This is a genomic window from Alkalibacterium gilvum, assembly GCF_900109085.1.
Classification (GTDB): domain Bacteria; phylum Bacillota; class Bacilli; order Lactobacillales; family Carnobacteriaceae_A; genus Alkalibacterium; species Alkalibacterium gilvum.
Genome location: NZ_FNYW01000001.1, coordinates 159,570 through 184,889, shown reverse-complemented (window position 1 = coordinate 184,889; position 25,320 = coordinate 159,570). Strand labels below are relative to the sequence as shown.

Annotated in this window: 26 protein-coding genes and 1 other RNA gene; 6 read left to right on the top strand and 21 right to left on the bottom strand. The window is 35.9% G+C overall.

The window, feature by feature from the left end; all coding sequences use genetic code 11:
- Window positions 1-44: 44 nt before the first annotated feature.
- The 10 genes from topA to BMX83_RS00860 all read right to left on the bottom strand — a co-directional run bounded on the left by topA (window position 45) and on the right by BMX83_RS00860 (window position 9,238).
- Window positions 45-2,114 (bottom strand): type I DNA topoisomerase, encoded by a 2,070-nt coding sequence (topA, locus tag BMX83_RS00905; protein WP_091632004.1) that lies wholly within the window; start codon window positions 2,112-2,114, stop codon window positions 45-47.
- Window positions 2,115-2,253: 139 nt separating this feature from the next.
- Window positions 2,254-3,129 carry a DNA-processing protein DprA gene (gene dprA / locus BMX83_RS00900; protein ID WP_091632002.1) on the bottom strand — a complete coding sequence of 292 codons (876 nt, stop codon included), beginning with the start codon at window positions 3,127-3,129 and terminating at the stop codon, window positions 2,254-2,256.
- A gap of 87 nt (window positions 3,130-3,216) precedes the next feature.
- Complete coding sequence (locus tag BMX83_RS00895) at window positions 3,217-3,996, bottom strand: ribonuclease HII (protein ID WP_091631999.1); 780 nt, start codon at window positions 3,994-3,996, stop codon at window positions 3,217-3,219.
- The gene (gene ylqF / locus BMX83_RS00890; protein ID WP_091631997.1) at window positions 3,962-4,828 is read right to left on the bottom strand and encodes a ribosome biogenesis GTPase YlqF; all 867 of its coding nucleotides are present in this window, start codon (window positions 4,826-4,828) and stop codon (window positions 3,962-3,964) included. Before ylqF ends, BMX83_RS00895 begins: the two co-directional genes overlap by 35 nt.
- 39 nt (window positions 4,829-4,867) lie before the next feature.
- A complete protein-coding gene (gene lepB, locus BMX83_RS00885) occupies window positions 4,868-5,476 on the bottom strand; it encodes a signal peptidase I (RefSeq protein ID WP_091631993.1) in 609 nt (202 codons plus the stop codon).
- A 91-nt stretch (window positions 5,477-5,567) separates the two neighbouring features.
- On the bottom strand, window positions 5,568-7,055 hold the full coding sequence (locus BMX83_RS00880; RefSeq protein ID WP_091631990.1) for a S41 family peptidase: 1,488 nt from the start codon (window positions 7,053-7,055) through the stop codon (window positions 5,568-5,570).
- 21 nt (window positions 7,056-7,076) lie between these two features.
- A complete protein-coding gene (gene deoD / locus BMX83_RS00875) occupies window positions 7,077-7,796 on the bottom strand; it encodes a purine-nucleoside phosphorylase (protein WP_091631988.1) in 720 nt (239 codons plus the stop codon).
- A gap of 21 nt (window positions 7,797-7,817) precedes the next feature.
- On the bottom strand, window positions 7,818-8,039 hold the full coding sequence (locus tag BMX83_RS00870) for a YozE family protein (protein ID WP_091631985.1): 222 nt from the start codon (window positions 8,037-8,039) through the stop codon (window positions 7,818-7,820).
- A gap of 11 nt (window positions 8,040-8,050) precedes the next feature.
- The gene (gene msrA, locus BMX83_RS00865; protein WP_091631982.1) at window positions 8,051-8,557 is read right to left on the bottom strand and encodes a peptide-methionine (S)-S-oxide reductase MsrA; all 507 of its coding nucleotides are present in this window, start codon (window positions 8,555-8,557) and stop codon (window positions 8,051-8,053) included.
- A gap of 45 nt (window positions 8,558-8,602) precedes the next feature.
- Window positions 8,603-9,238, bottom strand: a complete 636-nt coding sequence (locus BMX83_RS00860; RefSeq protein WP_177170441.1) for a YpmS family protein — start codon at window positions 9,236-9,238, stop codon at window positions 8,603-8,605.
- 169 nt (window positions 9,239-9,407) lie between these two features.
- Between BMX83_RS00860 and trhA the strand changes: the two genes are divergently transcribed.
- A complete protein-coding gene (gene trhA, locus BMX83_RS00855; RefSeq protein WP_091631977.1) occupies window positions 9,408-10,064 on the top strand; it encodes a PAQR family membrane homeostasis protein TrhA in 657 nt (218 codons plus the stop codon).
- 45 nt (window positions 10,065-10,109) lie between these two features.
- On the opposite strand, the gene BMX83_RS00850 is transcribed toward trhA, so the two are convergent.
- From BMX83_RS00850 to BMX83_RS00840, 3 genes are all read right to left on the bottom strand, one after another.
- Complete coding sequence (locus BMX83_RS00850) at window positions 10,110-10,598, bottom strand: dihydrofolate reductase (protein ID WP_091631974.1); 489 nt, start codon at window positions 10,596-10,598, stop codon at window positions 10,110-10,112.
- Window positions 10,599-10,663: 65 nt separating this feature from the next.
- Window positions 10,664-11,608 carry a thymidylate synthase gene (locus tag BMX83_RS00845; RefSeq protein WP_091631971.1) on the bottom strand — a complete coding sequence of 315 codons (945 nt, stop codon included), beginning with the start codon at window positions 11,606-11,608 and terminating at the stop codon, window positions 10,664-10,666.
- Between the two features lie 14 nt (window positions 11,609-11,622).
- Complete coding sequence (locus BMX83_RS00840) at window positions 11,623-13,512, bottom strand: ABC-F family ATP-binding cassette domain-containing protein (RefSeq protein WP_091631969.1); 1,890 nt, start codon at window positions 13,510-13,512, stop codon at window positions 11,623-11,625.
- A 165-nt stretch (window positions 13,513-13,677) separates the two neighbouring features.
- On the opposite strand from BMX83_RS00840, the gene BMX83_RS00835 reads away from it, so the two are divergent.
- Together BMX83_RS00835 and BMX83_RS00830 are read left to right on the top strand one after the other, a co-directional pair.
- Complete coding sequence (locus BMX83_RS00835) at window positions 13,678-13,899, top strand: cold-shock protein (RefSeq protein WP_091631966.1); 222 nt, start codon at window positions 13,678-13,680, stop codon at window positions 13,897-13,899.
- Between the two features lie 74 nt (window positions 13,900-13,973).
- Window positions 13,974-14,378: a reverse transcriptase-like protein gene (locus BMX83_RS00830; protein WP_177170440.1), complete on the top strand. Its 405-nt coding sequence runs from the start codon at window positions 13,974-13,976 to the stop codon at window positions 14,376-14,378.
- A 33-nt stretch (window positions 14,379-14,411) separates the two neighbouring features.
- Here BMX83_RS00830 and BMX83_RS00825 read toward each other — a convergent pair whose 3' ends face one another.
- The 3 genes from BMX83_RS00825 to BMX83_RS00815 all read right to left on the bottom strand — a co-directional run bounded on the left by BMX83_RS00825 (window position 14,412) and on the right by BMX83_RS00815 (window position 17,924).
- Window positions 14,412-15,386, bottom strand: coding sequence for a diaminopimelate dehydrogenase (locus BMX83_RS00825; RefSeq protein ID WP_091631961.1), 975 nt, complete (start codon window positions 15,384-15,386; stop codon window positions 14,412-14,414).
- Window positions 15,387-15,434: 48 nt separating this feature from the next.
- Entirely contained in the window at window positions 15,435-16,943 is a 1,509-nt protein-coding gene (locus BMX83_RS00820) for a DUF1846 domain-containing protein (RefSeq protein ID WP_091631958.1), read from the bottom strand.
- A gap of 189 nt (window positions 16,944-17,132) precedes the next feature.
- A complete protein-coding gene (locus BMX83_RS00815; RefSeq protein ID WP_091631956.1) occupies window positions 17,133-17,924 on the bottom strand; it encodes a mechanosensitive ion channel family protein in 792 nt (263 codons plus the stop codon).
- 402 nt (window positions 17,925-18,326) lie between these two features.
- Here BMX83_RS00815 and BMX83_RS00810 point away from each other — a divergent pair, with 402 nt between their 5' ends.
- Entirely contained in the window at window positions 18,327-19,220 is an 894-nt protein-coding gene (locus BMX83_RS00810; RefSeq protein WP_091631953.1) for a glycine betaine ABC transporter substrate-binding protein, read from the top strand.
- 66 nt (window positions 19,221-19,286) lie between these two features.
- Here the strand turns inward: BMX83_RS00810 and BMX83_RS00805 are convergent, their stop codons facing one another.
- From BMX83_RS00805 to BMX83_RS00785, 5 genes are all read right to left on the bottom strand, one after another.
- Window positions 19,287-19,763: a nucleoside deaminase gene (locus tag BMX83_RS00805; RefSeq protein WP_091631951.1), complete on the bottom strand. Its 477-nt coding sequence runs from the start codon at window positions 19,761-19,763 to the stop codon at window positions 19,287-19,289.
- Between the two features lie 623 nt (window positions 19,764-20,386).
- Window positions 20,387-21,511 (bottom strand): THUMP domain-containing class I SAM-dependent RNA methyltransferase, encoded by a 1,125-nt coding sequence (locus tag BMX83_RS00800; RefSeq protein WP_091631948.1) that lies wholly within the window; start codon window positions 21,509-21,511, stop codon window positions 20,387-20,389.
- Between the two features lie 101 nt (window positions 21,512-21,612).
- Window positions 21,613-21,991, bottom strand: an RNA gene (gene rnpB, locus BMX83_RS00795) — RNase P RNA component class B.
- A 114-nt stretch (window positions 21,992-22,105) separates the two neighbouring features.
- Window positions 22,106-22,420 (bottom strand): cell division regulator GpsB, encoded by a 315-nt coding sequence (gpsB, locus tag BMX83_RS00790; protein WP_091631945.1) that lies wholly within the window; start codon window positions 22,418-22,420, stop codon window positions 22,106-22,108.
- A gap of 220 nt (window positions 22,421-22,640) precedes the next feature.
- Window positions 22,641-23,195: an SLOG family protein gene (locus tag BMX83_RS00785; protein ID WP_281242015.1), complete on the bottom strand. Its 555-nt coding sequence runs from the start codon at window positions 23,193-23,195 to the stop codon at window positions 22,641-22,643.
- A gap of 91 nt (window positions 23,196-23,286) precedes the next feature.
- Here BMX83_RS00785 and recU point away from each other — a divergent pair, with 91 nt between their 5' ends.
- On the top strand, window positions 23,287-23,907 hold the full coding sequence (recU, locus tag BMX83_RS00780; RefSeq protein ID WP_091631939.1) for a Holliday junction resolvase RecU: 621 nt from the start codon (window positions 23,287-23,289) through the stop codon (window positions 23,905-23,907).
- A gap of 159 nt (window positions 23,908-24,066) precedes the next feature.
- Window positions 24,067-25,280 (top strand): IS3 family transposase gene (locus tag BMX83_RS00775; protein ID WP_245746599.1). Its coding sequence is split into 2 segments (ribosomal slippage): window positions 24,067-24,352 and window positions 24,352-25,280, totalling 1,215 coding nucleotides; the frame shifts between segments, so codons are not numbered across the junction.
- Window positions 25,281-25,320 lie beyond the last annotated feature (40 nt).

Below are 25,320 nucleotides of genomic sequence, written 5' to 3'. Positions count from 1 at the left end.
GACTGGGAATCAGTTTTCCTTCCCAGTCCTCACTATTCTATAGGTTATTTTTGCGGCTCTTCTTTGTAGTCGCAATTTGAACAAATAACTTGACTTTGTTTCTTCGTTTTCTTCTGAACTAAATAATGCTCACATTTTGGACAATCTCTACCGATTGGTTTATCCCAAGAGGTGAATTCACATTCAGGATAGTTTTCACATCCATAAAAAATACGTTTTTTCTTAGATTTTCTTTCAACAACTTCACCCTTTTCACACACCGGGCAGGTCACTCCGATTTTTTTAACAATCGGTTTCGTATTACGGCAGTCTGGAAAGTTGGAACATGCATAAAACTTACCATAGCGTCCCATTTTAATAACCATGGGTGAACCACATTTTTCACAGTCAAAACCTGCCGGCTCATCCTCAATTTCAACCTCTTCAAGTTCTTTCTCGGCAGTCGTAACTTCCTCTTTAAAAGGTTTATAAAATTGATCGATGACCTCAACCCATTCCTTGGTCCCTTCTTCAACAGCGTCCAAGTCTTTTTCCATATCTGCTGTAAAGTTGACATCCACGATATTCGGGAAAAACTCTCCAATGATTGTGTTAACGATACTTCCAAGTTCTGTTGGTTCAAATCGCTTATTTGCAAGGGTGACATAATAGCGACGCTGGATTGTTTCGAGAGTTGGCGCATATGTTGACGGACGTCCCACACCGTTTTCTTCAAGCGTTTTGATTAAAGTCGCTTCGCTATATCTTGCAGGTGGCTGAGTAAAGTGTTGATTTGGCTCAATTGATTTCAGCTTGATTTTATCGCCTTCAGCTAAATCTGGTAAGATATTATCTTTATCTTTCTTAGTTTCAGCATAGGCAAGCTGGTAGCCTTTGAATTTTATTTGAGAACCATTTGCTCTAAATCTTACATCATTTTGTTCAATATCTACACGTACTGTATCATAGATAGCAGGCTTCATCTGGCTGGCAACGAAACGAGACCATATTAATGAATACAATTTATACTGGTCTTTAGAAAGGTATTGCTTGATGTCAGAAGGTTTACGCATGGCACTCGTCGCCCTGATTGCTTCGTGAGCATCTTGAGCAGACTGACTATTTTTCTGCTTTTTAGGGTTAGTTGCGGCATATTCTTCCCCAAATTCGCTTAGAATCACTTCATGTGCTTCTTGCTTTGCCGTATTAGACAGACGTGTAGAATCTGTACGCATATAAGTGATTAATCCAGTGGTTCCACCTTTACCAAGTGAAATCCCCTCATATAGCTGCTGGGCAACCATCATGGTTTTTCTCGTTCTAAAATTCAATTTCCCAGCTGCTTCTTGTTGCAAACTACTCGTCGTAAAGGGAGCGTAAGGATTACGCTTTCTTTCCTTCTTAACGACTTTCGTTACATCAAAATCAGCATTTTCATCAAGCTTATTCATAACATTTTTTACGGCTTCATTATCAGGCAATTTTGTTTTCTTTTTATTTATACCATGAAAATTAGCATCAAAAACATTTTTTGCTTTTTTGAATTTAGCTTCTATAGACCAATATTCTTCAGGTACAAAATTCTTTATTTCCTCTTCACGATCACAAATCATTTTCAGCGCAACCGATTGTACACGGCCTGCACTGAGTCCACGTTTAACTTTTTTCCATAGTAATGGACTGATTTGATACCCAACAATACGATCTAAAATACGTCTGGCTTGTTGTGAATCAATTAAATCTTTATCCAGATTTCTAGGATTTTTAAGCGCATTTTTTACTGCTTCTTTAGTAATCTCATTAAATACCACTCGGTTTTCCACTTCAGAATCAAGCTTCAATATGTGACTTAAATGCCAAGCGATTGCCTCTCCTTCTCTGTCCGGGTCGGCTGCGAGAAAAACTTTTTCAGCTTTTTTTGCATGCTTTTTTAAATCCTTAATAACAGGACCTTTACCGCGGATAGTGATATAATCAGGCTGGTAGTTATTTTCAAAGTCCACACCCATACGACTTTTTGGTAAATCTCTGATATGACCCAAACTGGCGACGACTTTATAATTTCGTCCCAAGTATTTTTCAATTGTTTTTGCTTTAGCGGGCGATTCTACAATGACTAGATATTTATAAGCCAAATTGCAGGCTCCTTCCTCATATACCATATTTTATTTTTAGTTAATAGTTGTCTCGTTTTTCTATCGATAAGAATCGTAATCTATCATAGGGCATATGAATTCACTTTGTCAACTTTAAAAATTATATTCAATAAATATTTCACAGAGTCATATTCCATTCTAATAGTATATCCTCAGTAGATTGGCAAAGTATTGCTCCAGATTTAATTAAATCTAGACATCCTTTTGACGATGAATTAAAAATAGAACCAGGGACTGCAAATACGTCTCGTCCTTCTTCCAAGGCCATGCGTGCAGTGATTAAACTGCCACTACGCTCTTTGGCCTCTACAACAAGCACCCCTCTTGAAAGTCCTGCAATAATACGATTTCTTAAAGGAAAGTAATGCCTTTTGGGCGAAGCGTTCAAAGGATATTCTGATAATAGTAAATGTTCCTTACCTATCGCTGCCTGAAGTTTCATATTTTCTCGTGGATAGGAATAATTAATACCATTACCTATAACTGCTATTGTTTTCCCGCCACTTTTAATTGTTTTTTCGTGCACATGAGTATCAATACCTTTTGCTAGGCCACTCACTGTAACTAACCCATTTTCTACGATAGATGGTATATGTTCTCTTAAAAAGCGCTCGCCATAACTTGTGCAAGCACGTGCCCCCACAATGCCAATAGTCCCTTTATAAATAAGTGAAATATCTCCCTTATAAAACAATATCATTGGGGGCTCATAGCTTTTTCCTAAGGCGTAAGGATAATCTTCATCTCCAAGGCATAAGGCTTTCACATGAGCCTTTTCGTTTTCATCTTTCACCTTTTTTATATCAAATTCTTTTAAGTAATTCCCAAAAGAACCTCTTTTTTGCTGATTCACTCGCATTGACTGTTCATTCACCAAGGTATACACACGATATTCAGGGTGATCTTGAATCAAAACCTTCCATTTTTCTTTATGACTTAAAAACGGGCAATAGGCCAAAGCATATAAATAATTTTCCATTCGATTTGTACGCATCTCATCATCTCCTATAATAAAAAAATTGAGTTCCTATCTCTTTTATTGTTAAAAGAAATAAAAACTCACTTTTTTTGTCAGATTTTTTTATAAAAGATCTCTGACCGGACGATATGATTTTCGATGAATAGGCGTCACACCATATTTTTTAAGACTATCTAGGTGCAATTTCGTTCCATAACCAGCATTTTTTTCAAATCCATATTCTGGATACTCTTTTGCTAGTTCCTTCATTATATTATCACGTGTAACTTTAGCAACGATTGAAGCTGCAGCAATTGAAATGCTTTTAGCATCCCCTTTTATAATCTTTTTCTGAGGAATCTCACTGTCAATCTGCATTGCATCAATGAGTAAACAATCAGGCTTTATACCTAACCCCTCTACAGATTCTTTCATTGAAACACGCGTTGCTTCATATATATTTAACATGTCAATCAAGTCAGAAGAAATAACTGAATAATTTACAGCTAAAGCTACCTTTTTAATACGATGAAACCAGTTTTCTCGTTCTTCTTCACTTATTTTTTTGGAATCATCAATACCTACGAGTCCAGGATTTTCAGGAAGAATCACTGCTGCAGAAACAACGGGTCCAGCTAAAGGTCCACGTCCGACCTCATCGATTCCAGCAATATATTGTTTACCCTTATCTCTACACTTATTCTCAAAGGTCTGCATAAACAAATAATTTTCATATACAAGACGCTGTTTGTCTTGCTTTTTCTTGTATTGTCTAAGAGCTGATTGTACCCCTTTTCTTGGATCCTGTTGGAGTATATTTAGGTAATCCTTAGATATCTCATTATTATTTTTTAGTTCACATTTAATTTCATTGATTGTCTGTTTCTTCGTTGTAGATTTCATCTGGTCGTTCAAGGGAAATCCTTCCTAACTGGCCGTTTCTTAATTCATGGATAAACATTTCTGCTCCACGTTCATAATCATCACGAAACCCTCTTACTTTGGTTATCTCTATAAGTAATTCTGGCAGTTCATATTCTTGCTCTATTCCTTCTTTAAGCTTGTAACGTTCGCTTATAGCGCCTTTGTAATTCTGCTTTAAATACCCCATTGCATACAGTGCAATATCATCAAGATGCAAGAGCTTGTCTTTGATTGCTCCTGTGACAGCTAATCTTTTCCCAACCGTTTGATCTTCAAATTTTGGCCATAGAATTCCTGGTGTATCTAAAAGTTCAAGCTCTTTGCCATATTTTATCCACTGTTGTGCCTTCGTGACTCCTGGCTTATTGCCTGTTTGAGCAATGTTTTTTCGCGCAAAACGATTAATGAGTGTGGATTTCCCAACATTTGGTATCCCTACACAGACTGCTCGAATGGCTCGTGGTTTCATCCCTTTCTCTTTTCTTTTTTCAAAGAAAGGCTTCAACACTTCTTTTGTTAGTTTCAAAATCTCTTTTAAACCTTGACCTTTTTTTGCATTAATTGAAATAGCAGGAATCCCTTTATCTTCATAATCTTTTAACCAGGCCTTGGTTTGCCTAGGGTCTGCCAAATCACTCTTCATCAGAATCACAATATGTGGCTTATCACCAATCATATCTACAATATCTGGATTTTTACTTGAATAGGGTATTCTTGCATCAATTAACTCATATACAACATCAACCATTTTTAGTTTTTCAAGAAATTGTCTTTTAGCTTTAGCCATATGGCCTGGATACCACTGTATCATCTATCAATCTCTTCCTTTCAAAGCACTCTAAACGCTCTATTAATCGTTGCTTTTATCAATAAAGCCTAAACGATCAAGGGGCCAAATGCGCAAGCTGGTTTTTCCAGTCACATTATTCCTACTTATAAAGCCAAAAGAACGACTATCTTTAGAATTTACGCGATTATCACCTAATACAAAGTAAGAGTCTTCTGGTACTTGTTCAACACCTTCTAATGAAGATAAGTTAAAATCACTGTTAAGAGACTGCAAATCAGAGTCACTCACTTTTGAAAGATCCACGTAATCTTCTTCAATTGTTTCGCCGTTTATATAAAGTGTCTGATCTTGGAACGTAATCTCGTCGCCCGGGAGACCAATCACACGTTTTATGAATTGTTTCCCATCTTCTTCAGGAGCTGGGAAAACAATAACATCAAAGCGATCGACATCACTTACTTTATTCAAAATTAAATGATCTCCATCTTGTAAAGTTGGTTCCATAGATGCTCCCTCAACACTAACAGGGGCTATTATATAGAGTCTAATACATAAAAATATACTTGTAATCACTATTATATAAAGCAAGGTACTTATTAATTCTTGAATTAAAGTCTTTTCTTTTTCTGGTTTTTTATTCTTATTCTCTCTATATGAAGAATCTTTCATTTAATGACCTGCTTTCTCGTGTGTACTTTAAAAAAGATAGAGAAAGAAAATAATAAGGCTATAAATGCCATTATTTCCTTTCTCTCAACTCTTAATTATCTAGTAAATAATCGACAGCTGCATCGTACTGTTGGTCATTTTTATCTATCAATTCACGTAGTTTTTTAATCAACGTTCTAGCTGTATCTCCAGTAACAATGCCGTCTTTTTCAAGGTCATTATCTGACTGGAATGTTTCAACAGCCTCTTTTGTCTCCTCATCATACGTAAAATCAACTGAACCGACATCATAGTCAAGGACGTCCAGTATTTGTTCCAGATTATAAACCTCTTCTGAAACATCACCCGTTTCATATGTTTCTAACTGATTAACTAGTAAAAGGTTAATATAGTCAGGCATCTCAACTTCAATGTCAGGCGTGATACCTTCTTCATTAATCCAAGTACCATTCGCTGTAAGCCACTTCCCAGCAGTGAATTTGATTTCACCATCTCCAGATATATCTAAAACATTCTGAATCGTTCCCTTACCAAAGGTCGTCGTCCCAATAAGCGGAACATCCGCTGATTGACTCATAGCACCAGCAAGAATTTCTGAAGCACTTGCACTTCCGCCATTAATCAAAAGGACGCTTTGCTTATCGAATTTAAATTCACCTAAGTCATCTGAAGCATTATAGATATAAGGTGTTTCACCGCGACCTTGAGATTGCATCAACGGTTCGCCATTATCTACAAACACATTGGATAACTGGAGTGCAGAGTCGAGCAGCCCACCCGGGTTTCCTCGAACATCAAAAATAAATTCTTCTGCCCCTTCTTTTTCAAGAGCTTTAATAGCGTCAACCAACTCTTGGTATGTCGGACGATTAAAGTTAGTAATATGAACGTAACCTATCGTTTTATTCTCTTCATCCAATTCATAAACGACTGATTCTACAGGGATAGAGTCTCTTGAAAGATTAACTGTAAAGGTGCTATTCCCTCTTACAATGGCCAATTCTACCTCTGTTCCTTTCGGTCCACGAATTAACGCTACCGCTTCATTGATCGATAAATCCGCAACAGATTCACCATCGACTTGATCAATTAAATCATTCGGCAATAAACCAGCTTCTTCAGCAGGCGACCCTGAAATAGGCGAGATGATACGCACATATTCGCCTTCTTTCATGACTTCAGCACCAATTCCCTCAAACGACCCCTCAATATCTTCATTTATGGAAGTGGACTCCACTTCATCAAGATAGGTTGTATAAGGATCACCTACAGATTCAGCCATTCCGGAAAGCGCGCCTTGTATTAAGGTTTCTGGTTCGACTTCTTCTAAATATTCCGTCATAAGGATTGAGTAAACTTCATTTAATGATTCAAACTCTTCTAATCCTGTTGTATTTTGAACATCCGAATCCACGTTGGAAGATTCCGTTGCCGATCCGGGCTGTTCATCTGAATCTTCAGCAACAGTCATGACCAGAAATGTCCCAATTACGGATACGAAGAGTACAATCAGCAATGATGCAATATAGATATTTAAACTGATTTTTTTCGTTTGTTTATTTTCTGGTTCATGTTGCATAAAAAACCTCTTCTCTTATATTTACTTGTTTTCTTCCATTCTTAAAGCCGCTTCAAGCGCAATAATCATCATATCGTTGAAAGTTGTTTGTCTTTCTTCGGAAGTTGTTTCCTCTCCTGTCAAGATGTGATCACTGATAGTTAGTAGTGCAAGAGCTCTCTTGTTATGTTTAGCAGCAAGAGAGTATAATCCTGCTGCTTCCATTTCAACAGCCATAATTCCATAGTCAGCTAGTTTCTGCTTATCTAATTCTTCATTGTAGAAACGGTCCGCACTTAAAACATTACCGACACGGATTTCCATTCCTTTTTCTTTACCAATATCATATGAATGTCTAAGAAGATCAAAGTCAGCAATAGGCGCAAAATCAACCTGGTTATTGAAAATATGACGATGAATACTTGAATCCGTTGTTGCACCTTGAGCAAGTACAACGTCACGAATTTTTACTTCTTTTTTCAAAGCTCCGGCTGACCCTACACGAATTAGATTTTCTACCCCATATTCTTGAATGAGCTCTTCACCATAAATCATTAAAGAAGGAATTCCCATACCTGTTCCTTGAACAGAAATTTCTTGTCCTTTGTATGTTCCAGTGTAACCAAACGCATTTCTTACAGTGTTGTATTGCTTAACGTCCTCTAAAAATGTTTCGGCAATATATTTCGCACGAAGTGGATCCCCGGGCATTAATACTGTTTTTGCGATTTCACCTTTTTTTGCTTCTATGTGTACACTCACTTGACATTCTCCTTTAATATATTATTTATTATTATCTTCATACATTTGGTATACTTTGTCAAAAACGTCCATTGAAATGACATAATCACCATTCATTTCCAGATAATCTGATAATTCATTATACTGGGTTGAATGTTTAGGAAATGTGCCATCTTTATCTATTGCATTGGCTAAAAGAGTCATATCATCTTTTTTATAAGGATCTCTCATCGTTTTAATATATTGATAAAATGACCGTCTCATGTCCTAACCTCCTACAATTGTAAATCAGCCCATTGACGTCTTTGTTCCTTTTCTTTTGCATAAGCATCTGGATTCTTTATGTGAAATTGTTGGTGCTCTTCTTCTGCAGGGTAAAAAGGACCCGCTTTTTCTATCGTCGTAACGATTGGCTTAGAATAATGATTGGAATTTTGCAGTTCCATTCTAGATATAATTGCTTTCTTTTTTTGTTCATCATCATTATAAAAAATAACTGGACGATAACTGTCGCCTCGGTCCATAAACTGTCCCATAGCATCAGTAGGATCGGTTTGCTGCCAGTATATTGTTAACAATTCTTCATAAGAAAGCTTTTTCTCATCAAAATGAATCAGTACAGCTTCTGTATGGCCCGTTTTTTGAGACTTAACTTCTTCATAGGTAGGATTTTCTACATGTCCACCCGTGTAGCCTGAAACAACTTTTTCTATACCGCTCATTGTCTCAAAGGGTTGAACCATACACCAAAAACAGCCCCCCGCAAATATTGCTTTTTCCACTAAAAAAATCCTTTCCTAAATATAATGTATTCCTTTATTATTATATCATTTTATAGCTTCCTCAGGCAAAATAATATTGATTTTAATATCATTTTCTTGAAGATCTATTTTGGTCATTTGAAATTGTATATTATTTTCTAAAGTAAATTCATCAAATGCGACAAGAATGTACTCTTCCTCACTATTTATCCTAACCCATTCAGGTAATTCTAGTTGTTGTTCCAATGTACTCAGAGCTATTTCCAGTGGCAATTCGAAAGAGCCGAGTTGAATACGCTCTGCTCGTAATTGTAAGTTTCCGTTGTTCATAACAAGTGGTTCCATAAACAAACCAAAATCGATTTCAAAGCCAAAGACATTTAATGCACCATTTAATGCTATTAAATCATCTATTTCCACAGTGTATCCTGAAAAACGTTCATCTAACTCTTCGTTAAGATATACATTCGTTACTTTACTAATTTGCTCCCTGCCCGTAGTTAACTCAAATTCTAACGTGTTATCTGAAACAACCCATTCTTCTTCACTATCTGTTTGAATCGTTTCAGAATCTGAAAAAAGATTCAGTCGTACAGCAAGCCAAATAATGATGCCACTATTTAAAAAAAGCAATGAAATAAAGGCCCATTTCCAAACTGAGCTTGAATTTTTCTCTGTTCGACGTCCTCGTCTGTCGGTCAAATAGCAGTCCCTCCTTGTAGCAAAATATAAAAATATTTACTTAGTTTTATGTGTCTGAATTTATCTATGTTATAATAGATAAAAATCAGAAAAAACGATTTTCTTTCTATAGTAGTATAACAAAGTTTTGTATGTTCGTACAGAAAGTAACCGTTTTAGGGGGAAACTTATGGTAAACGAAACAAAAACATCATCATATTCAAAAACCTATTTGGTAGTAAATGAAGTTTTGAATGCTGTAACCCATGGCATAGGTGTGATTTTAAGTATTATTGGTTTAGTATTTTTAATCCAAAAAGGAATTGATGTAGGTGGAGCCTTGGAGGTCACTTCTTATACTATTTACGGTACGTCTCTCATACTTCTTTATCTATCAAGTACCTTGTATCATAGCTTCACTTTTACTCGGGCAAAAAAAGTCTTTCGCGTAATTGATCACAGCAGTATTTTCGTGCTTATAGCCGGTACGTATACGCCTTATACATTAATTACGATAGGTGGTAAATTAGGCGCCTTTCTAACTACCTTAATATGGTCCATTGCTTTATTCGGTGTCTTATATAAAACAGTATGGTTTGAAAAATTTCAAGGCTTATCTCTTTGGCTTTATATAGCGATGGGATGGATTTCATTATTTTTCATTAACTATTTGTATAGAGGGCTTGGACCGAATGGCTTTATCTGGCTTATAGCTGGTGGACTTGCATTTACAGTAGGTGCTTTATTCTATCGATTGAAACATGTTAAATATATGCATGTAGTCTGGCACTTATTTGTTTTAACCGGAACAATATTCATGTTCTTTTCAATTTATCTCTACACTTAAAAAATAAAAATAGGCAGCTAGGATATTTATCCTAACCGCCTATTTTTATTTTCTTTTGTAAATTTGAAATGTATGCGGATGCTTATTTTTTGAGTCAATAGCACCTTCTTCTTCTTCAATCAGTTCAAACTGTGAATAATCGATAGCAGGCATATAGGTCTCCCCTTTAAAGGTTTCATGTATAACTGTACGATAGAGTCTATCCACATCATTTTTAAAAAGTTCAAATAAGGATACTCCCCCAATAACATGTAGAGGTTTTTTTGAATGTCTAGTTTTTTCCAATACATCCTCCTTGGAATGACAAATAACTCCACCTTTAAAATCAAGCGATTTTTTAGATGTCAAAACGTAATTCTCTCTATTTTTCAACGGCGGATTAGGTATACTCTCTAAGGTTTTTCTCCCCATAACGACATCACCCGTTAAAGTGACCTTTTTAAAAAAATGCATGTCAGCTGGCAAATGCCAAGGAAGGTCCCCCTTACTTCCAATCAGTCCGTTTTCATCTTCGGCCCATACAAATGTTATCATATCAATACTCCTTCCATCAGTTGCACACAACAACTGATAAGTTGTTGTGTGCAACAATACATATTTTATACTGCAATTGGTGCTTTAATCCCTTTATGTGGATGATAATTTTCCACTTTAATGTCATCCATATCAAAATCAAATATGCTTTTATCTTTATTCAATACTAGTCGTGGTAATTCTTTAGGTTCTCTGGAAAGCTGCTTATTAATCTGTTCCATATGATTTAAATATAAATGTGCATCGCCCAATGTATGAATAAATTCACCAACTTCTAAATTCGTTTCTTGAGCTATTAGATGTGTTAAAAGGGCATAGCTAGCAATATTAAAGGGCACACCTAAAAACACATCGCCACTCCGCTGGTAAAGTTGACAACTCAACTTATTGTCTTCTACGTAAAATTGAAATAGAGTATGACAAGGCGGTAAAGCCATATCAGGAACTTCTTCGGGATTCCATGCTGAAACGATATGACGGCGGGACATTGGATTTTCTTTAATAGATTCAATTACATTTTTAATTTGATCAATCACTCCGCCGTCCTTTGTCTGCCAAGACCGCCACTGGGCACCATAAACATTCCCTAATGAGCCGTATTTTTCAGCAAAAGCATCATCACTTAAAACTCGTTCTCGAAATAGAGTGATTTCTTTTTCGTAGTCTTTTTTAAATTCAGGATCTGACTGGGAGCGTAATCCAAAATCAGTCATATCTGGTCCCGTATAGTCTTTACTATTTATATAGTTTAAAAATGCCCATTCGTCCCATATATGGTTATTATTTTCCAATAAAAATCGAATATTAGTGTCACCTTTTAAGAACCATAACAGTTCACTTTTAATTAGTTTAAAGTACACACGCTTCGTTGTTAATAGAGGGAAACCTTTTTGAAGATCAAAACGCATCTGATGTCCAAATATAGATTTTGTCCCCGTGCCTGTTCTATCTCCTCGTTCTGAACCTTCATCTAAAATACGCTGTGCTAAATCTAAGTATTCATTTTCCAATTTACTTCTCTCCTCTATACATACTGTGCCAAATAGTCCCATCGATTATATTTATCTTCAAGTTGTTGCGTTAATTCTGTTTGTTTTTCTGTTAAGTCACTCAATTTCACATGATCAGAAACAACTTTTTCCATTTCCGATTGTATTTCTTCAATGCCTAATTCAATTGCTTCTATCTCTTCTTCAATCGTTTCCCATTCTTTCTTTTCCATATAAGTTAGCGTTGTTTTTTCCTTTTTAATTCTTCTATTGTTTTTATTTTTAGCTGACTTAGTTTGTAACTCAGGCTTTTTTTCTTTTTTTACCTGATCACTTTTTTCTAAATACTCAGTTAAGGAGGCGTATACTTCCTCAATTTCTCCAGCTCCCTTAAAAATCAGGAGTTTATTGGATATTTTATCAATGAAATACCTATCATGTGATACTGCAATGACTGCCCCACTAAATTGATCGATAAACTCTTCTAAAATGGTTAGCGTTTGAACATCTAAATCATTTGTCGGTTCATCTAATAACAAGACATTTGGTTGCTGCATCAATATTTTAAGAAGATATAAGCGACGTTTTTCACCACCGGATAATTTATTTATTGGCGAGCCATGCATGGAACGTTTAAATAAAAACCGTTCAAGTAACTGTGACACACTAATAGACGAACCATCTGACAATTTGACTTCTTCAGCGATTTCTCTTAAATATGTGATAACTCGCTTATCTTCATCAAACGCTTCATTGATTTGTTTATAGTAACCTATTTTTACTGTCTCACCTATTGTAAATACCCCACTATCTAGCTCTGCTTCTCCAACAAGGATATTTAAAAAAGTCGTTTTGCCTGAACCATTCGTACCCGTAATACCTATTCTATCCGTTTGTTGGATAAGTAGATTGAATTTTTCTAAAATAAGTGTATCATCTAGCTTTTTTGACGCATCCTTTAACTCAAGAACTTTTTTCCCTAGGCGTGTCCCAGAAAGTTGAAGTTCTAGTTCTGATTCTTTCTCTTGTCCTTTTACTTGCCCTTCAAGATCTTTAAAACGCTGCTTACGCGCTTCTTGCTTGGTTCCACGCGCTCTTACGCCCTCACGCATCCATGCAAGCTCTTGCTTATATAATTGCTTCTGCTTATGAGCGATACGCTGCTCATTCATTTCTTTTTCTGCTTTCAACTGGATGTACTGTTGGTAATTTCCAGGATAATTTTCTAACTTCCCATTATCTAATTCAACAATTTCATTCGCTACTCTATCTAAAAAGTAACGGTCATGTGTTACCATCAAAAGTGATCCACGGTAGCTTGAAAGGTACCCCTCTAACCATTCAATCATTTGAAAATCAAGATGGTTCGTTGGCTCATCAAGAATTAATAAATCTGGCTCTTGAATAAGAACTTGGGCTAATGCAGCGCGTTTTTTCTGACCACCAGATAAGTCACTAATCCGTTTATCACTATCAAGAAGACCTAATTTATTTAATATCGAACTGGCACGAGAATTAATATTCCAAGCATCTTCTTGATTCATTTTTTTCTCTGCCATTGTAAAGGCCTCTTGTATTTTTGGATTTGTTGGATCCGCACTTAATTTTTTTAATGTTTCTTCATAATATTTTGCTGCTTTAATCATCGGTGAATCTCCATCAAAAACAACATCAAAAATACTTTTTGTAGGATCGAGTTCATTTTTTTGGCTCAGATAGTTGATAGTATATTCACCAGGACGTGTAATTTCTCCTATATCAGGCTTTATTCTATTGGCAATAATCTTTAGAAAGGTTGTTTTACCGGTTCCATTCACCCCAATTAATCCGATTCTTTGTTTCTCTTGAATCGAAAAGGATACATCATCAAACAATGTTTTTACTCCATATGAGTGTGTTAAATAGTCAATTTTCCATTCTTTCATAACTAACCTCTCCTTAGCATTCTACTCCTTCTTATTTTAGCATACCCACTGATGCTTTTTCACTTAAAGTTTTTGAGTCATGTCTATCGTTGACTATGTAACCGTTATACTTTATACTGAGAATTATAGGTAACTTATACTTAAGGAATCATTAGGGGGAAGACGATGACTAAAGGCACCGTTAAATGGTTTAACAATCAAAAAGGTTATGGTTTTATCGAATATAATGAAGACGATGATGTTTTCGTTCATTTTACTGGTATAAATATGGAAGGCTATAAAGCTTTAAATGAAGGTCAGTATGTTGAATTCGATATTGTGGAAGGCTCTCGCGGACCTCAAGCCACTAATGTAAATGTCGTCGAAACCGTTAATGATAATGATTAAGCACAATTTTAGTCAGTTCTCTTATTCTTATGAGGCTGACTTTTTTATTTTTTAAAAAGAATGGAGTATTCTACATGCTAAAGATTTACAGTGATGCAGCAGTCTCTGCAAAAGACTGTTTAGCAGGCGGCGGCCTACTTGTAGTAGGTGAAGGTTTATATAAACAAATCAAATATCCTCTTACTCCTACAATTGATAATCATCTCGCCGAGTTGGAGGCTTTTCTAAATGCGGTATGTTGGGTAGTAAATAATAATTATCAAGATAATTGGATTGTTTTTCATAGTGATAGCCAATTAGTAGTGACTGCCCTTCATAAAAACTACATTAAAAACAAACAATATATCAACCTATTCAAATCAATTTCAAGAATGTTAGATGACCTAGCCTTTTATGAAATAAAATGGATCCCTGAAAAGGAAAATAAAGGAGCCGATAACATGGCTAAACAAGCATTAGCAAAACAAAGAAAAAAGTAGAAAGCGAGTATATATACTCGCTTTCTACTTTTTTTATAATAATTCTTTTCTTAATTCTTTTGGATCTTTTGGCGATAAATAACTAGGAGCAATATCAAAAACTGTTTTTGCTCCATATTGTTTTTCTTTAGCCAGCTTTCCTGCCGCTCGTGCATAAGCGATTGTTACAGCCGCTGTAAATTCAGGATTTGAATCTAAATCAAGACCAAACTGATAAACAGCAGTGTTTTCATCAGTCGTTTTCCCTTGTCTCATAACTGTCCCTCCGTGAGGCATCCCCGTGTGATCTCTATCAAAGGTTGCTTGATCAATGATTGTAATTTCGGTTTCGTAGCCATAAAAGTAATCTGGCATAGTGGAAATCGATTCTCTTACTTTCTTTTCATCAGCATTCTCATCTAGCACAAGGAAAACGACACGCTTATGTGCATCTTGTTTATTATAATCAAGCGACTTCTTATTCTTTACAGCATCCACTTGTTCCTGCTTAGGAACAGTATATTGTACTGCATGTTTAACGCCTTCAACACGTCTGACTGCATCGCTGTGACCCTGGCTGAGTCCCGGTCCCCAGAACGTATATGTGTTTCCTTTCGGTAAAATTGCCTCTGCAAAAAGGCGATTCAAAGAAAACAACCCTGGATCCCATCCGGTAGAAAGCACAGCCGTTGTATTGTTGTTTCTTGCAACCTTATCAAGCTTTTCAAAGTGTGTTGGAATTTCATTATGATTATCGTACGTATCAACAGTATTGAATAATTCTGCCATTTTAGGCGCCTGTGTGGGTATATCTTTTTGCGAGCCTCCACAAAGAATGAGCACATCGATTGTATCTTTAAAATCGACAAGCTTATCTATATGGTAAACTGGAGAAGATGTTTCCAACTGATCAGGCTGACGACGAGTAAATATTCCAACTAATTCTAAATCAACAGAATGTTTCAGCCCCACTTCTACTCCCTTACCTAAATTACCGTAGCCTACTATACCAATCGTTGTTTTTTTCATACAATCATCCTTTTATTCTAATTTTATAGCTACTTACTTTATTCGGTATTAATTATAGTATAAATTTTCATTTGGATATATTGGATCATTTGTAATTTCAATACCGAGCATTTTTAATGTTTGCTGGTTCTCATGGTTCATTATGACAGTAGAATGTGCTTGAGTTTCTTTTAATTTTTCCAACTGATCATAGGCAAGTTTTGCCGTTGGGTTCGTAACCGCACTTATTGCTAATGCAATAAGTAATTCATTTGCCGATAAGGTTGGAACTTTACTATTTAATTCATCTGTTTTTAGATGTTGAATTGTTTCCAAAATCATAGGAGCCAATAAGTCAATCTCATCTGAGATATTAGCTAGTACTTTTAGACCATTGACGACAGCAGCCGCTGATGCATCCATTAGAGTTGTTGTTCGTCCTGTAATCATCTTACCATTACTCAACTCCATCGCTATGACCGCTTGTAGGTTTGAGTCTGCTAATTTACCTTGGACATCTTTTGCATATTTTCGTGCTACTTTTACAGGTGTACGGTGCTCCTTTTTCAAATCAGACTCTTCTAGAATTAACTGAATACGACGCAACGTCTCTTTGTCTGCTAGTCCCTTTTTATAGTCATTTTCTACCGAAAAAGCGCGTCTAATAATTTCCTCATTAGCTGCTTTTATTACAGTAGCTTCATCGGTGATACCTGATTTCAGTCGATTAACTCCCATATCTGTCGGAGATTTATACATCGATGGTTTTCCAGTGATTTTTTCTAGGATTCTTTTTATCACTGGGAACATTTCAACATCTCTATTATAATTAACTGCCACTTCACCATATGCTTCATAGTGATAGTTGTCCATCATATTGACATCATTTAAATCTACCGTAGCTGCTTCATAAGCGATATTTACGGGATGTTTAATAGGTAAATTCCACACAGGGAATGTCTCAAACTTTGCATAACTCGCTTTGTTCCCCTGGGCAAATTCATGATAAAGCTGATTAAGACACGTGGCCAATTTACCACTACCTGCTCCTGGCGCTGTTACAATCACCAGTGGTTTTGTTGTTTCAATATACGTGTTTTTTTCAAATCCTTCTTCACCTACTATAGCATCGACGTTGGTTGGGTAACCTTCGATTTCACGATGAGTATGCACAATGATACCACTGCGCTCTAGTTTAGACATGAAAACTTTCACATTTGGTTGTTCCCGATATCGTGTGATGAGTACACTATTTACAGGGATTCCATAAGCTCTATATTCATCAATTAAACGCAAAACATCCCGATCATAAGTTATGCCATAATCTCCACGGATTTTATTTCTTTCAATATCACCAGCATAGACACAAATAATGATTTCTGCTTTGTCTTTCAGCGTAGCTAGTAATTTCATTTTAGCATCTTCATCAAATCCTGGCAGAACTCGTTTGGCATGTTTATCCCCTATTAATTTACCGCCAAACTCTAGATATAATTTTTCACTGTTTTTCACACGCTCCAAAATATATGCTGACTGCTCTTCTAAGTACTTATCTGTATCAAATCCCACTTTATACATACCCGTCCTCCAGTTTCTTCTATTGTTATACTATAGTATATCATCTTTATATAAAAGTCCGAACTCTTTTATATGTTTTAAAATAAACCAAACTAACTATAACTCATTCAAGTTTTTAAACACACTTTATTTAAATAAGGAAAGGTGAAGACCATTTTATGTCTTCACCTCCTTATCAATTCTATGATTTTAATTTTCTAGCGTATGAATATCCATTTGCGGATAGGGAATAGATATATTCTCATCATCAAAAGTTGTTTTAACAGTTTCCATTATATCAAAATGAACATCCCAGTAGTCTTCCGCCTTACTCCAAACTCTAACAGTATACTCCACTGCGCTGTCACCATGACCAGACATACGAATAAACGGTTCTGGATCCAGTAAAACCTTTGGATGCTTCAAAACAATTTCCTGAAGTGTCTGTAGTACATGTTGATTGTCTACTTCATATCCCACTCCAAAAACTAAGTCAACACGACGGTTTTCATGTACAGAATAATTAACAATGCCAGAGTTCGACAAGTTACCATTTGGAACATATATCATTTTATTATCCGGTGTTACTAATTCGGTATAAAGTATTTGAATGGCTTTAACTGTTCCACTATATCCAGCACCTTCAATGTAATCTCCAACTTTGAAAGGTCGCATGGTTAATAGTAATACACCACCAGCCAAATTAGCTAATGACCCCTGGAAAGCTAGACCTAACGCTAAACCAAATGAACCTAATATAGCTACAAATGATGCAGTAGGTATACCTAATATCCCAACAACACTTATTGCTAAAATTAGTTTTAGTCCAACGCTAATTACAGACATGATGAAGGGTTTTAAGCTTTCATCTAATTTTGATTTAGTTACTTGTTTAGTAAGCAAATTAACAATAATCTTTATTACTGCCAAGCCAACAATCAATGTTATGACCGCTAAAGCTAGTGTCATCCCTACTTCTACTATACGATTTATCCAATCCATTTTTATCTCTCCTTATTATGTAAAAAATATTCAACTTTTATATTATAACATATCTTATCTTTATTTTATAAAGAAAAATATCTATGCTATATACTTTATTATATACTCCAATCAAATTAATTGCGATTAGGGTGTGCACAATTTATTATATTAACATCTCGTTTCAATTTTTAAAATAAATAAAGCCGCTATTGATTTCGGATAAAACAGTACCTAGGATCTTAAATCATATGTCAGAAAATCTTTTTTATCATTTGATGAACCAATAATAAAAATTGATAATCTTGTCCTTAAAGAATGAGTTTTTTATTTAACCCTCTATCTTCTATTATAAATTGGTTTACATAATTATTTATGTTATCATTTTATAGTTGCATAAAACAATTTTAGGAGGAGATAGAAATGAAGAAGAGTACTTTAGTTAAAACTATTACCCTGCTTTCTGCCCCCTTGTTACTTACTGCATGCGGAGATGATGAAAGTACAGAGGAAGAAGATATTGGAGAAGCGCTGGAATACACAATAACCGGGATCGAACCAGGAGCTGGTATGTCCGACCCCTCTAACCAAACATTGGAAGAGTATGATAACTTAGAGGGCTGGGAACTTCAAGAGAGTTCAACGGCCGGTATGCTCGGTCAATTGGATGAAGCTATTAGTAACGAAGAGCCTATCGTTGTTACTGGCTGGAAGCCCCATTATAAATTTGAAAAATATGACCTGAAAGTATTAGACGATCCTTTGAACGTTTACGGTGGAGCTGAAGGTATCAACACTTTGACCCGTACTGATCTTGAAGAAGATAAGCCTGAAGCATATAAAGTTCTAGACAGATTCAAATGGGAACCTGAAGATATGCAATGGGTTATGCTTGAAGGTTTGGAAAGAGACTTTGAAGAAGTTACAAAAGAATGGATCAAAGACAATCGTGGTAGGGTCGATGACTGGATAGAAGGTGTAGACTCTGTTGACGGAGAACCCTTTGAACTGGGCTCTACGCCGTGGGACACTGAGCGTGCTTCATCGAATGTCATGGCACATGTTCTGAATGAAATAGGATATGAGGTTACAATTACAAACTTAGACCCCGCGGTTTTATGGCAGGCACTGGCTCAAGGTGAAGCAGATGCTACACTAGCAGCCTGGCTACCAACATCTCAAGGTGCATTCATGGAAACATATGGCGATAAGATCAACGACTTGGGACCAAATTTAGAAGGTACAGTTCTAGGTTATGTTGTCCCGACATATATGGAAAACATCAATTCTATCGAAGACTTGCCAGCAAAAAAGTAGGGCTTCTAATTAACAGAAAAAGCAGCATCCAAGCTCTTAGATAAGAACTTGGATGCTGCTTCTTTTTTAAATATTGTAATATCTTGCTTGCAGTTGTTTAACTTGTTTTGATAATTCTTCATCTGGACCATCAACTTGGGTACCTTTTATAACATCTTCAATAGCTAGCCCTTCTAATCGTCCCGCATCAATATTCCATTCCTTTTTCCAAGCTTTTAACTGTTCAGTCGAACTTACATAGACGATTCGTCCAAGTCCAACTAGTCCATGCGCTGAAGAACACATCGAACAATGTTCGCCTGACGTATAAACGACTGTGACTGCTCTTTCCTCTGGGGTCAAATTCTCAGCTGCCCACCGTGAAATGGCAAATTCAGGATGGCGTGTCGCGTCGCCTCCGCCAATGTGGTTATGGTCTTCAAATAATATTTTCCCGTCTGAAGAAACAAGAAGTGAACCAAATGGTGCATCACCTTTGTTCAAGCCTTCTTCAGCTAATTCAACACTACGTTTTAAAAAGGGTTGATCTACTTTTGTAATCATTTCCTTAGCCTCCTATATATTTAATAATATCGTATACTACTCGTCTCATTACTTCAAATTAATGAGCTTAAATATAGACATAAATATTTTATATGAGATACAATAGATAGATTTTTTTTCGTGGTGTAACTGGCTAGGCTGTTTGTGTTACAAGAGATTAGTGAGAAATTTTTGCACTTTTTATAAAAGTGTTTCTCCATATATCACTTTTGGAACAAGTTTTTTAGTTTTTCAGCGAATAACTTGTCCATATATCACTTTTGGAACAAGTTTTTTAGCTTTTCCTCGAATAACTTGTCCCTATATCGCTTTTGGAACAAGTTTTTTAGCTTTTCAGCGAATAACTTGTCCCTATATCGCTTTTGGAACAAGTTTTTTAGCTTTTCAGCGAATAACTTGTCCCTATAATGCTTTTTGGACCACTTTTTTAACATTCATGAGATTGAAGTCGTTAAAATGGGCAGATAACAGTTCTTTTCATCTTCTTAGTAATACGCTTCACTCAATTTGATTCTTAATTCAATTTTTTTCCATCAATATCTAGAGATAGGTAACTCCGCTTAAACACTAAAAAAAGCACAAAGCGACTAATAATAGTCAGCCACATTGTGCTTAAAGCAGACTTATTTACGTTTTCCCCAATATTGGAAATAATCTGTACGAAGGTAACCATTATAGAGTTTACGTTTTTTTGTTGCTCTTTTTCCGTAATGCTCTTCAAAGTCCAAGTCGCTTGTAATAATGTATTTACTCCATGTTTCGAGTGGTTGGAAAGCTTTTCCCATATCGCGATACACTTGGTACGCTTCATCTGGATCACCTAAACGTTCGCCATATGGTGGGTTTGAAACTATAATACCAAATTGTTTATCTGTCGTGAAATCCGCTACTTGGACTTGCTTAAATGTAACACTGTGCGAAAGGCCTGCTTCTAAAGCATTTTCTTCAGCAATTTTGACCATTCGACTGTCAACATCTGTCCCTAAAATATCCAATTCTACATCATAATCTGCTTGTTCTTCCGCATCTTGTCGTACCTTCTGCCATAACTCTTTTGGCATCCAGTCCCAATCTTCACATAAAAATGACCGATTGAAACCTGGGGCAATATTATGACCAATCAAAGCCGCTTCAATTGGAATGGTTCCCGAGCCACACGTTGGATCAACAAATGGACGATCTTTGCGCCAAGTTGTCAGCATAATAAGAGCAGCAGCCATATTTTCTTTTATCGGAGCGCCCCCTTTGTCCATTCGATATCCACGTTTGAACAAGCTAGGACCTGTAGTATCAATTGTAAGCATAACTTTATCTTTTCTAATAGCTACTTCAATTGGAAACTTCGCACCTGTTTCGGGAAGCATACCTCTTCTATGGTAAACATCTTTTATTTTCTCAGCTATTGCCTTGTTAACGATTCTTTGCACATCGGGAACACTATATAACGTTGACTTAATAGATTTCCCACTAACTGGGAACGCTGCATCCATTGATAGATAATCATCCCACGGCAATGCTTTGGTTTGTTCGAACAAATCATCAAATGTTTTGGCTTCAAATTCACCAACAATTATTTTTACACGGTCTGCTGTTCGAAGCCATAGATTAGCTTTAGCGATATCTTCTTTACCGCCTTCAAAACGTGCCCGTCCGTTTTCAACTTGGACGTCATAACCTAACTTTTTTAGTTCATCTCCAACAAGGGCTTCAATCCCACTTGCGGCTGTAGCAAGTAATTTATAACTCATTTGTTTACGCCACCTCTCTTTTCTTTCTAGTATGCCTTAAATACTTCTTTACGTAAAGAAATCCTCTCTTAAAAGAGAGGATTTCAGCACGATATGTACATCACTGTAAGCCATGTTCTGTCTAGATAAAACGGTAACGTCTTATCCGAGATGATCATCTGTCTGCACGAGCATAGTTGCCCTGCCTCTTCTCTCTGTTCATTTCCAGGAGAAAAGTGCCCCGACCAAAATTTGGGTTGCTCACTCGAGGGGTTTACCGCGTTCCACCAGATGCATTTCTACATCTGCTTCGTCACTGTGGCACTTTCAAGAGTACTCAAGCATAGGTTTAACCCCTTAGCTTTTTTTCCTGCCGTCATCCCATCTAAATGGGAGCCGCAGCTTATTATTTCGCTGCGCACGAACACTACAAGCATCTCAGCTTGTGTGAGCATGGACTTTCCTCACAGTTTTAAATAAACTGCGCGATCATCCGTGATGTACATAAAAAATTATAAAAAAATTGCTACTCAATATATATTAGAAAATAGATTAAGTCTGCATTTTTGCGCTTAAACCAAGTATTTACAGCTAGTTAGCTACTAACCCTAAGATTTACTCGCTATCTAATTTAGATCCAAAAACATGTCGCTCTAGGTTAGATAGACGTTTCAATATATCAAAATTGGATATAGCTGAGTTCGTTTGGCTGGAACTTGAGTTTTGTGTGCTCATTTGTTTTGCCTGTTCGTCAACTTTATCAAGTAACCGATCATTTTCGGCTTTCAACTGTTCAATTTCTTTTTGGAAATCATCGTAATCTCTAATAACAACATCAAGAAATTCATCCACTTCAGTTGGATCATACCCACGCATTTTAGTTTTAAAATCTTTTTCTAAAATCTCTTTCTGGGTCAATTCCCTATCCATACCTACACCCCATCTTTTACTCTAAATAATATTATAAAGAAATAGTAACTATCACTTTTTATATCTAAATCAACTACTAACACTATTATAGCAAATATAAGTCCAAAAGTGAAGATTTACAATATTAAACTTATTTTATTTTTACAACTTGATATTTTTGTTTACTAGTCCCCAATCTTTTCGCCATCTTAAAGGGTTTTATCCACATAAAACACCTTGCTTAATATTGTTCTTCCTCAAAGCTTTCTTCTTCTGACAAATCATTTATAAACCATTGGAGATCATCAAATGATATTGTTTCCATTTGGTAGTCATGATTTTCCTGATATTTCAATGCCTGTTTATAAAAATATTCCGTCTTACCTTCGTGCTCTGAATCATAAAATAATAAACAGCCATCTGTATTCCTAACAATAAAGCCTTGATTATTTTTCAGCTGCCCTGGGTTTGCATAATCATCGTTTGATGTATAATTAACATAATCCGCACGTTCGATAATTGAATTAAAATAGATTTGATTCAGTTCATTCCACTTATTTGAAAAATTAGTGTATGGTAGTATAACCGCTAGTTTTATTGCCGGATACTCTTCCTTGAGTTCTATGGTTGTTTCTCCCACCCAAAGTTCAGTGCCTAAATTTCCTGATACAACGACCCATTCTACTCCTTGTTCAATATACTCAATAAGTTTCTTTTTGAAAAACTTTTTTATATAAGTGATTTTTGGATCATCCGCCTTGAACACGGATATTTCATAAGAACGATAGCCGCTAATGTATAAATTTTTGATAAACCCTCTCTCCTTTCTACTTTCTTTTGTTTTTATTTGGTAAAATGGTAATACATCAATTTAAGGTTGTGATAAAATGACTATCCGGTATCCTAATGGGAAACCTTATCATATTAATAATGACAAAAAGACGAGTGGAAATCAACTAAAGAAAAAGAAGCCGTCCTATAGTAATCGTGGTATGACACTAGAAGAAGATTTAAACGCCACTAACGCTTATTACCTTGAAAAAAATCAAGCCGTTATTCATAAAAAACCAATTCCAATACAAGTAGTCAATGTAAACTACCCGAGAAGAAGTGCAGCAAAAATTACAGAAGCATACTTTCGGAAGGCCTCCACAACAGATTATAACGGTATATACAAAGGTCGTTATATTGATTTTGAAGCAAAAGAAACACGGAATAAAACGTCTTTTCCTTTAAAAAACTTCCATGAACATCAACTAGATCATATGCAAAAATGCCATGATCATGGTGGGATTTGTTTTGTTATTATTAGGTTTAGCGCACTCAACCGCGTATTTTTAGTGGATTTTACGTCTATCCATAAATGGTGGCAACAACAGTTTAAAGATGATAAAAAGAAGTCCATTCCCTTGAAAAATATAGAAAACGAAGGATTCGAGATCAACTATAAATTTTCCCCTCGTTTACCTTATTTAGATGTGCTTGATAAATTAATAGCTCAGGAATAACATTTTAATCTATCAAATACACACTTTATTTATTGACTATCTTCATTAAATAATGTAAAGTCACTTTCTAATGAAGAGAAACAATTGGATAGGTTACACTGAGTTGGACAGAAAAGATAAGGTGTGTATACTAAAACAAACACACTGGAGGAATCTATTATGTCAGTACGGAGAAAAAGACGTAAATTTTCAAATGAATTCAAACACCAACTTGTTAATCTATATGAAGCAGGAAAACCCAGAAGCGAAATTATTAATGAGTATGAACTAACCCCTTCCACTTTTGATCGGTGGGTTCGTGAGAATAGCCAATCAGGTTCTTTTAAAACACAAGATAACTTAACGCCTGAACAAAAAGAATTAAAAGCGCTAAAAAAACGAAATGCTCAACTCGAAATGGAAAATGATATTTTAAAGCAAGCGGCGCTGATATTCGGGCGAAAGTCGAAGTGATTAAAGCAAACAAACACAAATATTCTATATCAGCGATGTGCCGCGCCCTTAAGATTAGTCGTGGATCTTATTATTATGAAACGAAAAAGAATAAGCATGAAGCAGAACTCGAACAAGTAATCATTGAAGAGTTCGCAAAAAGTAAAAATACCTACGGTACGCGTAAATTAAAACCCTTACTAAAAAAACGAGGCTTTATTGTATCACGCCGCCGTATTGGACGCATAATGAAGAAATTTCATCTCGTTTCAAAGTATAATCGTCCATCTTATAAGCCACACAAAACAGGTGTCAACCAAGCCAAAATTGAGAATAAATTAAATCGTGAGTTTTCTCAAGAACAACCAATGACTGTCGTCGTTACTGATTTGACTTACGTTAAAGTCGATAGATTTTGGTACTATGTCTGTTTTATCCTTGATTTATTTAATCGAGAAATTATTGGCTATTCTGCTGGACCAAATAAGACCGCAGACTTGGTTATGCAAGCTATTGCGACCATTGAGGGAGATTTGAATACAGTGAACATCTTTCATACTGATCGAGGCAAAGAGTTTGATAATCATGCCATCGATGAATTATTGGATACCTTTGAGATTGAACGTTCATTGAGTAGAAAAGGCAATCCTTATGATAATGCAGTAGCTGAATCAACATATAAATCATTCAAGTTTGAATTTGTTTATGACAATCGATTCGATACTCTCTATGACTTGCAAGTTCAACTTATGGACTACGTCCATTGGTGGAATCATTTTCGTCCTCATGGTGCACTTGATTACGCCTCACCTATTGAATATCGTAGGGACTGGGAGAAATTACAAACTAAAAAAACAGACTGTGAGTCATTCGTTTATCGGTCGGCTGCCTCATCAAAACAGTTTGTGGCCGAGACGGAAAGGGTGAACTTGCCCTTGTAGTCTTGGGTACATACTGTTAAATTAGCAAGTCGAACGATAA

Coding starts and splice junctions, on each gene's coding strand:
- BMX83_RS00830 (WP_177170440.1), top strand. CDS start 13,974: ATGCTAAAGATTTACAGTGATGCAGCAGTCTCTGCAAAAGACTGTTTA.
- dprA (WP_091632002.1), bottom strand. CDS start 3,129: ATGCGTACAAATCGAATGGAAAATTATTTATATGCTTTGGCCTATTGC.
- trhA (WP_091631977.1), top strand. CDS start 9,408: ATGGTAAACGAAACAAAAACATCATCATATTCAAAAACCTATTTGGTA.
- ylqF (WP_091631997.1), bottom strand. CDS start 4,828: ATGATACAGTGGTATCCAGGCCATATGGCTAAAGCTAAAAGACAATTT.
- BMX83_RS00880 (WP_091631990.1), bottom strand. CDS start 7,055: ATGCAACATGAACCAGAAAATAAACAAACGAAAAAAATCAGTTTAAAT.
- BMX83_RS00800 (WP_091631948.1), bottom strand. CDS start 21,511: ATGAGTTATAAATTACTTGCTACAGCCGCAAGTGGGATTGAAGCCCTT.
- BMX83_RS00820 (WP_091631958.1), bottom strand. CDS start 16,943: ATGTATAAAGTGGGATTTGATACAGATAAGTACTTAGAAGAGCAGTCA.
- BMX83_RS00840 (WP_091631969.1), bottom strand. CDS start 13,512: ATGAAAGAATGGAAAATTGACTATTTAACACACTCATATGGAGTAAAA.
- recU (WP_091631939.1), top strand. CDS start 23,287: ATGACTATCCGGTATCCTAATGGGAAACCTTATCATATTAATAATGAC.
- BMX83_RS00810 (WP_091631953.1), top strand. CDS start 18,327: ATGAAGAAGAGTACTTTAGTTAAAACTATTACCCTGCTTTCTGCCCCC.
- BMX83_RS00850 (WP_091631974.1), bottom strand. CDS start 10,598: ATGATAACATTTGTATGGGCCGAAGATGAAAACGGACTGATTGGAAGT.
- lepB (WP_091631993.1), bottom strand. CDS start 5,476: ATGAAAGATTCTTCATATAGAGAGAATAAGAATAAAAAACCAGAAAAA.
- gpsB (WP_091631945.1), bottom strand. CDS start 22,420: ATGGATAGGGAATTGACCCAGAAAGAGATTTTAGAAAAAGATTTTAAA.
- BMX83_RS00805 (WP_091631951.1), bottom strand. CDS start 19,763: ATGATTACAAAAGTAGATCAACCCTTTTTAAAACGTAGTGTTGAATTA.
- BMX83_RS00825 (WP_091631961.1), bottom strand. CDS start 15,386: ATGAAAAAAACAACGATTGGTATAGTAGGCTACGGTAATTTAGGTAAG.
- BMX83_RS00895 (WP_091631999.1), bottom strand. CDS start 3,996: ATGAAATCTACAACGAAGAAACAGACAATCAATGAAATTAAATGTGAA.
- BMX83_RS00870 (WP_091631985.1), bottom strand. CDS start 8,039: ATGAGACGGTCATTTTATCAATATATTAAAACGATGAGAGATCCTTAT.
- BMX83_RS00835 (WP_091631966.1), top strand. CDS start 13,678: ATGACTAAAGGCACCGTTAAATGGTTTAACAATCAAAAAGGTTATGGT.
- BMX83_RS00815 (WP_091631956.1), bottom strand. CDS start 17,924: ATGGATTGGATAAATCGTATAGTAGAAGTAGGGATGACACTAGCTTTA.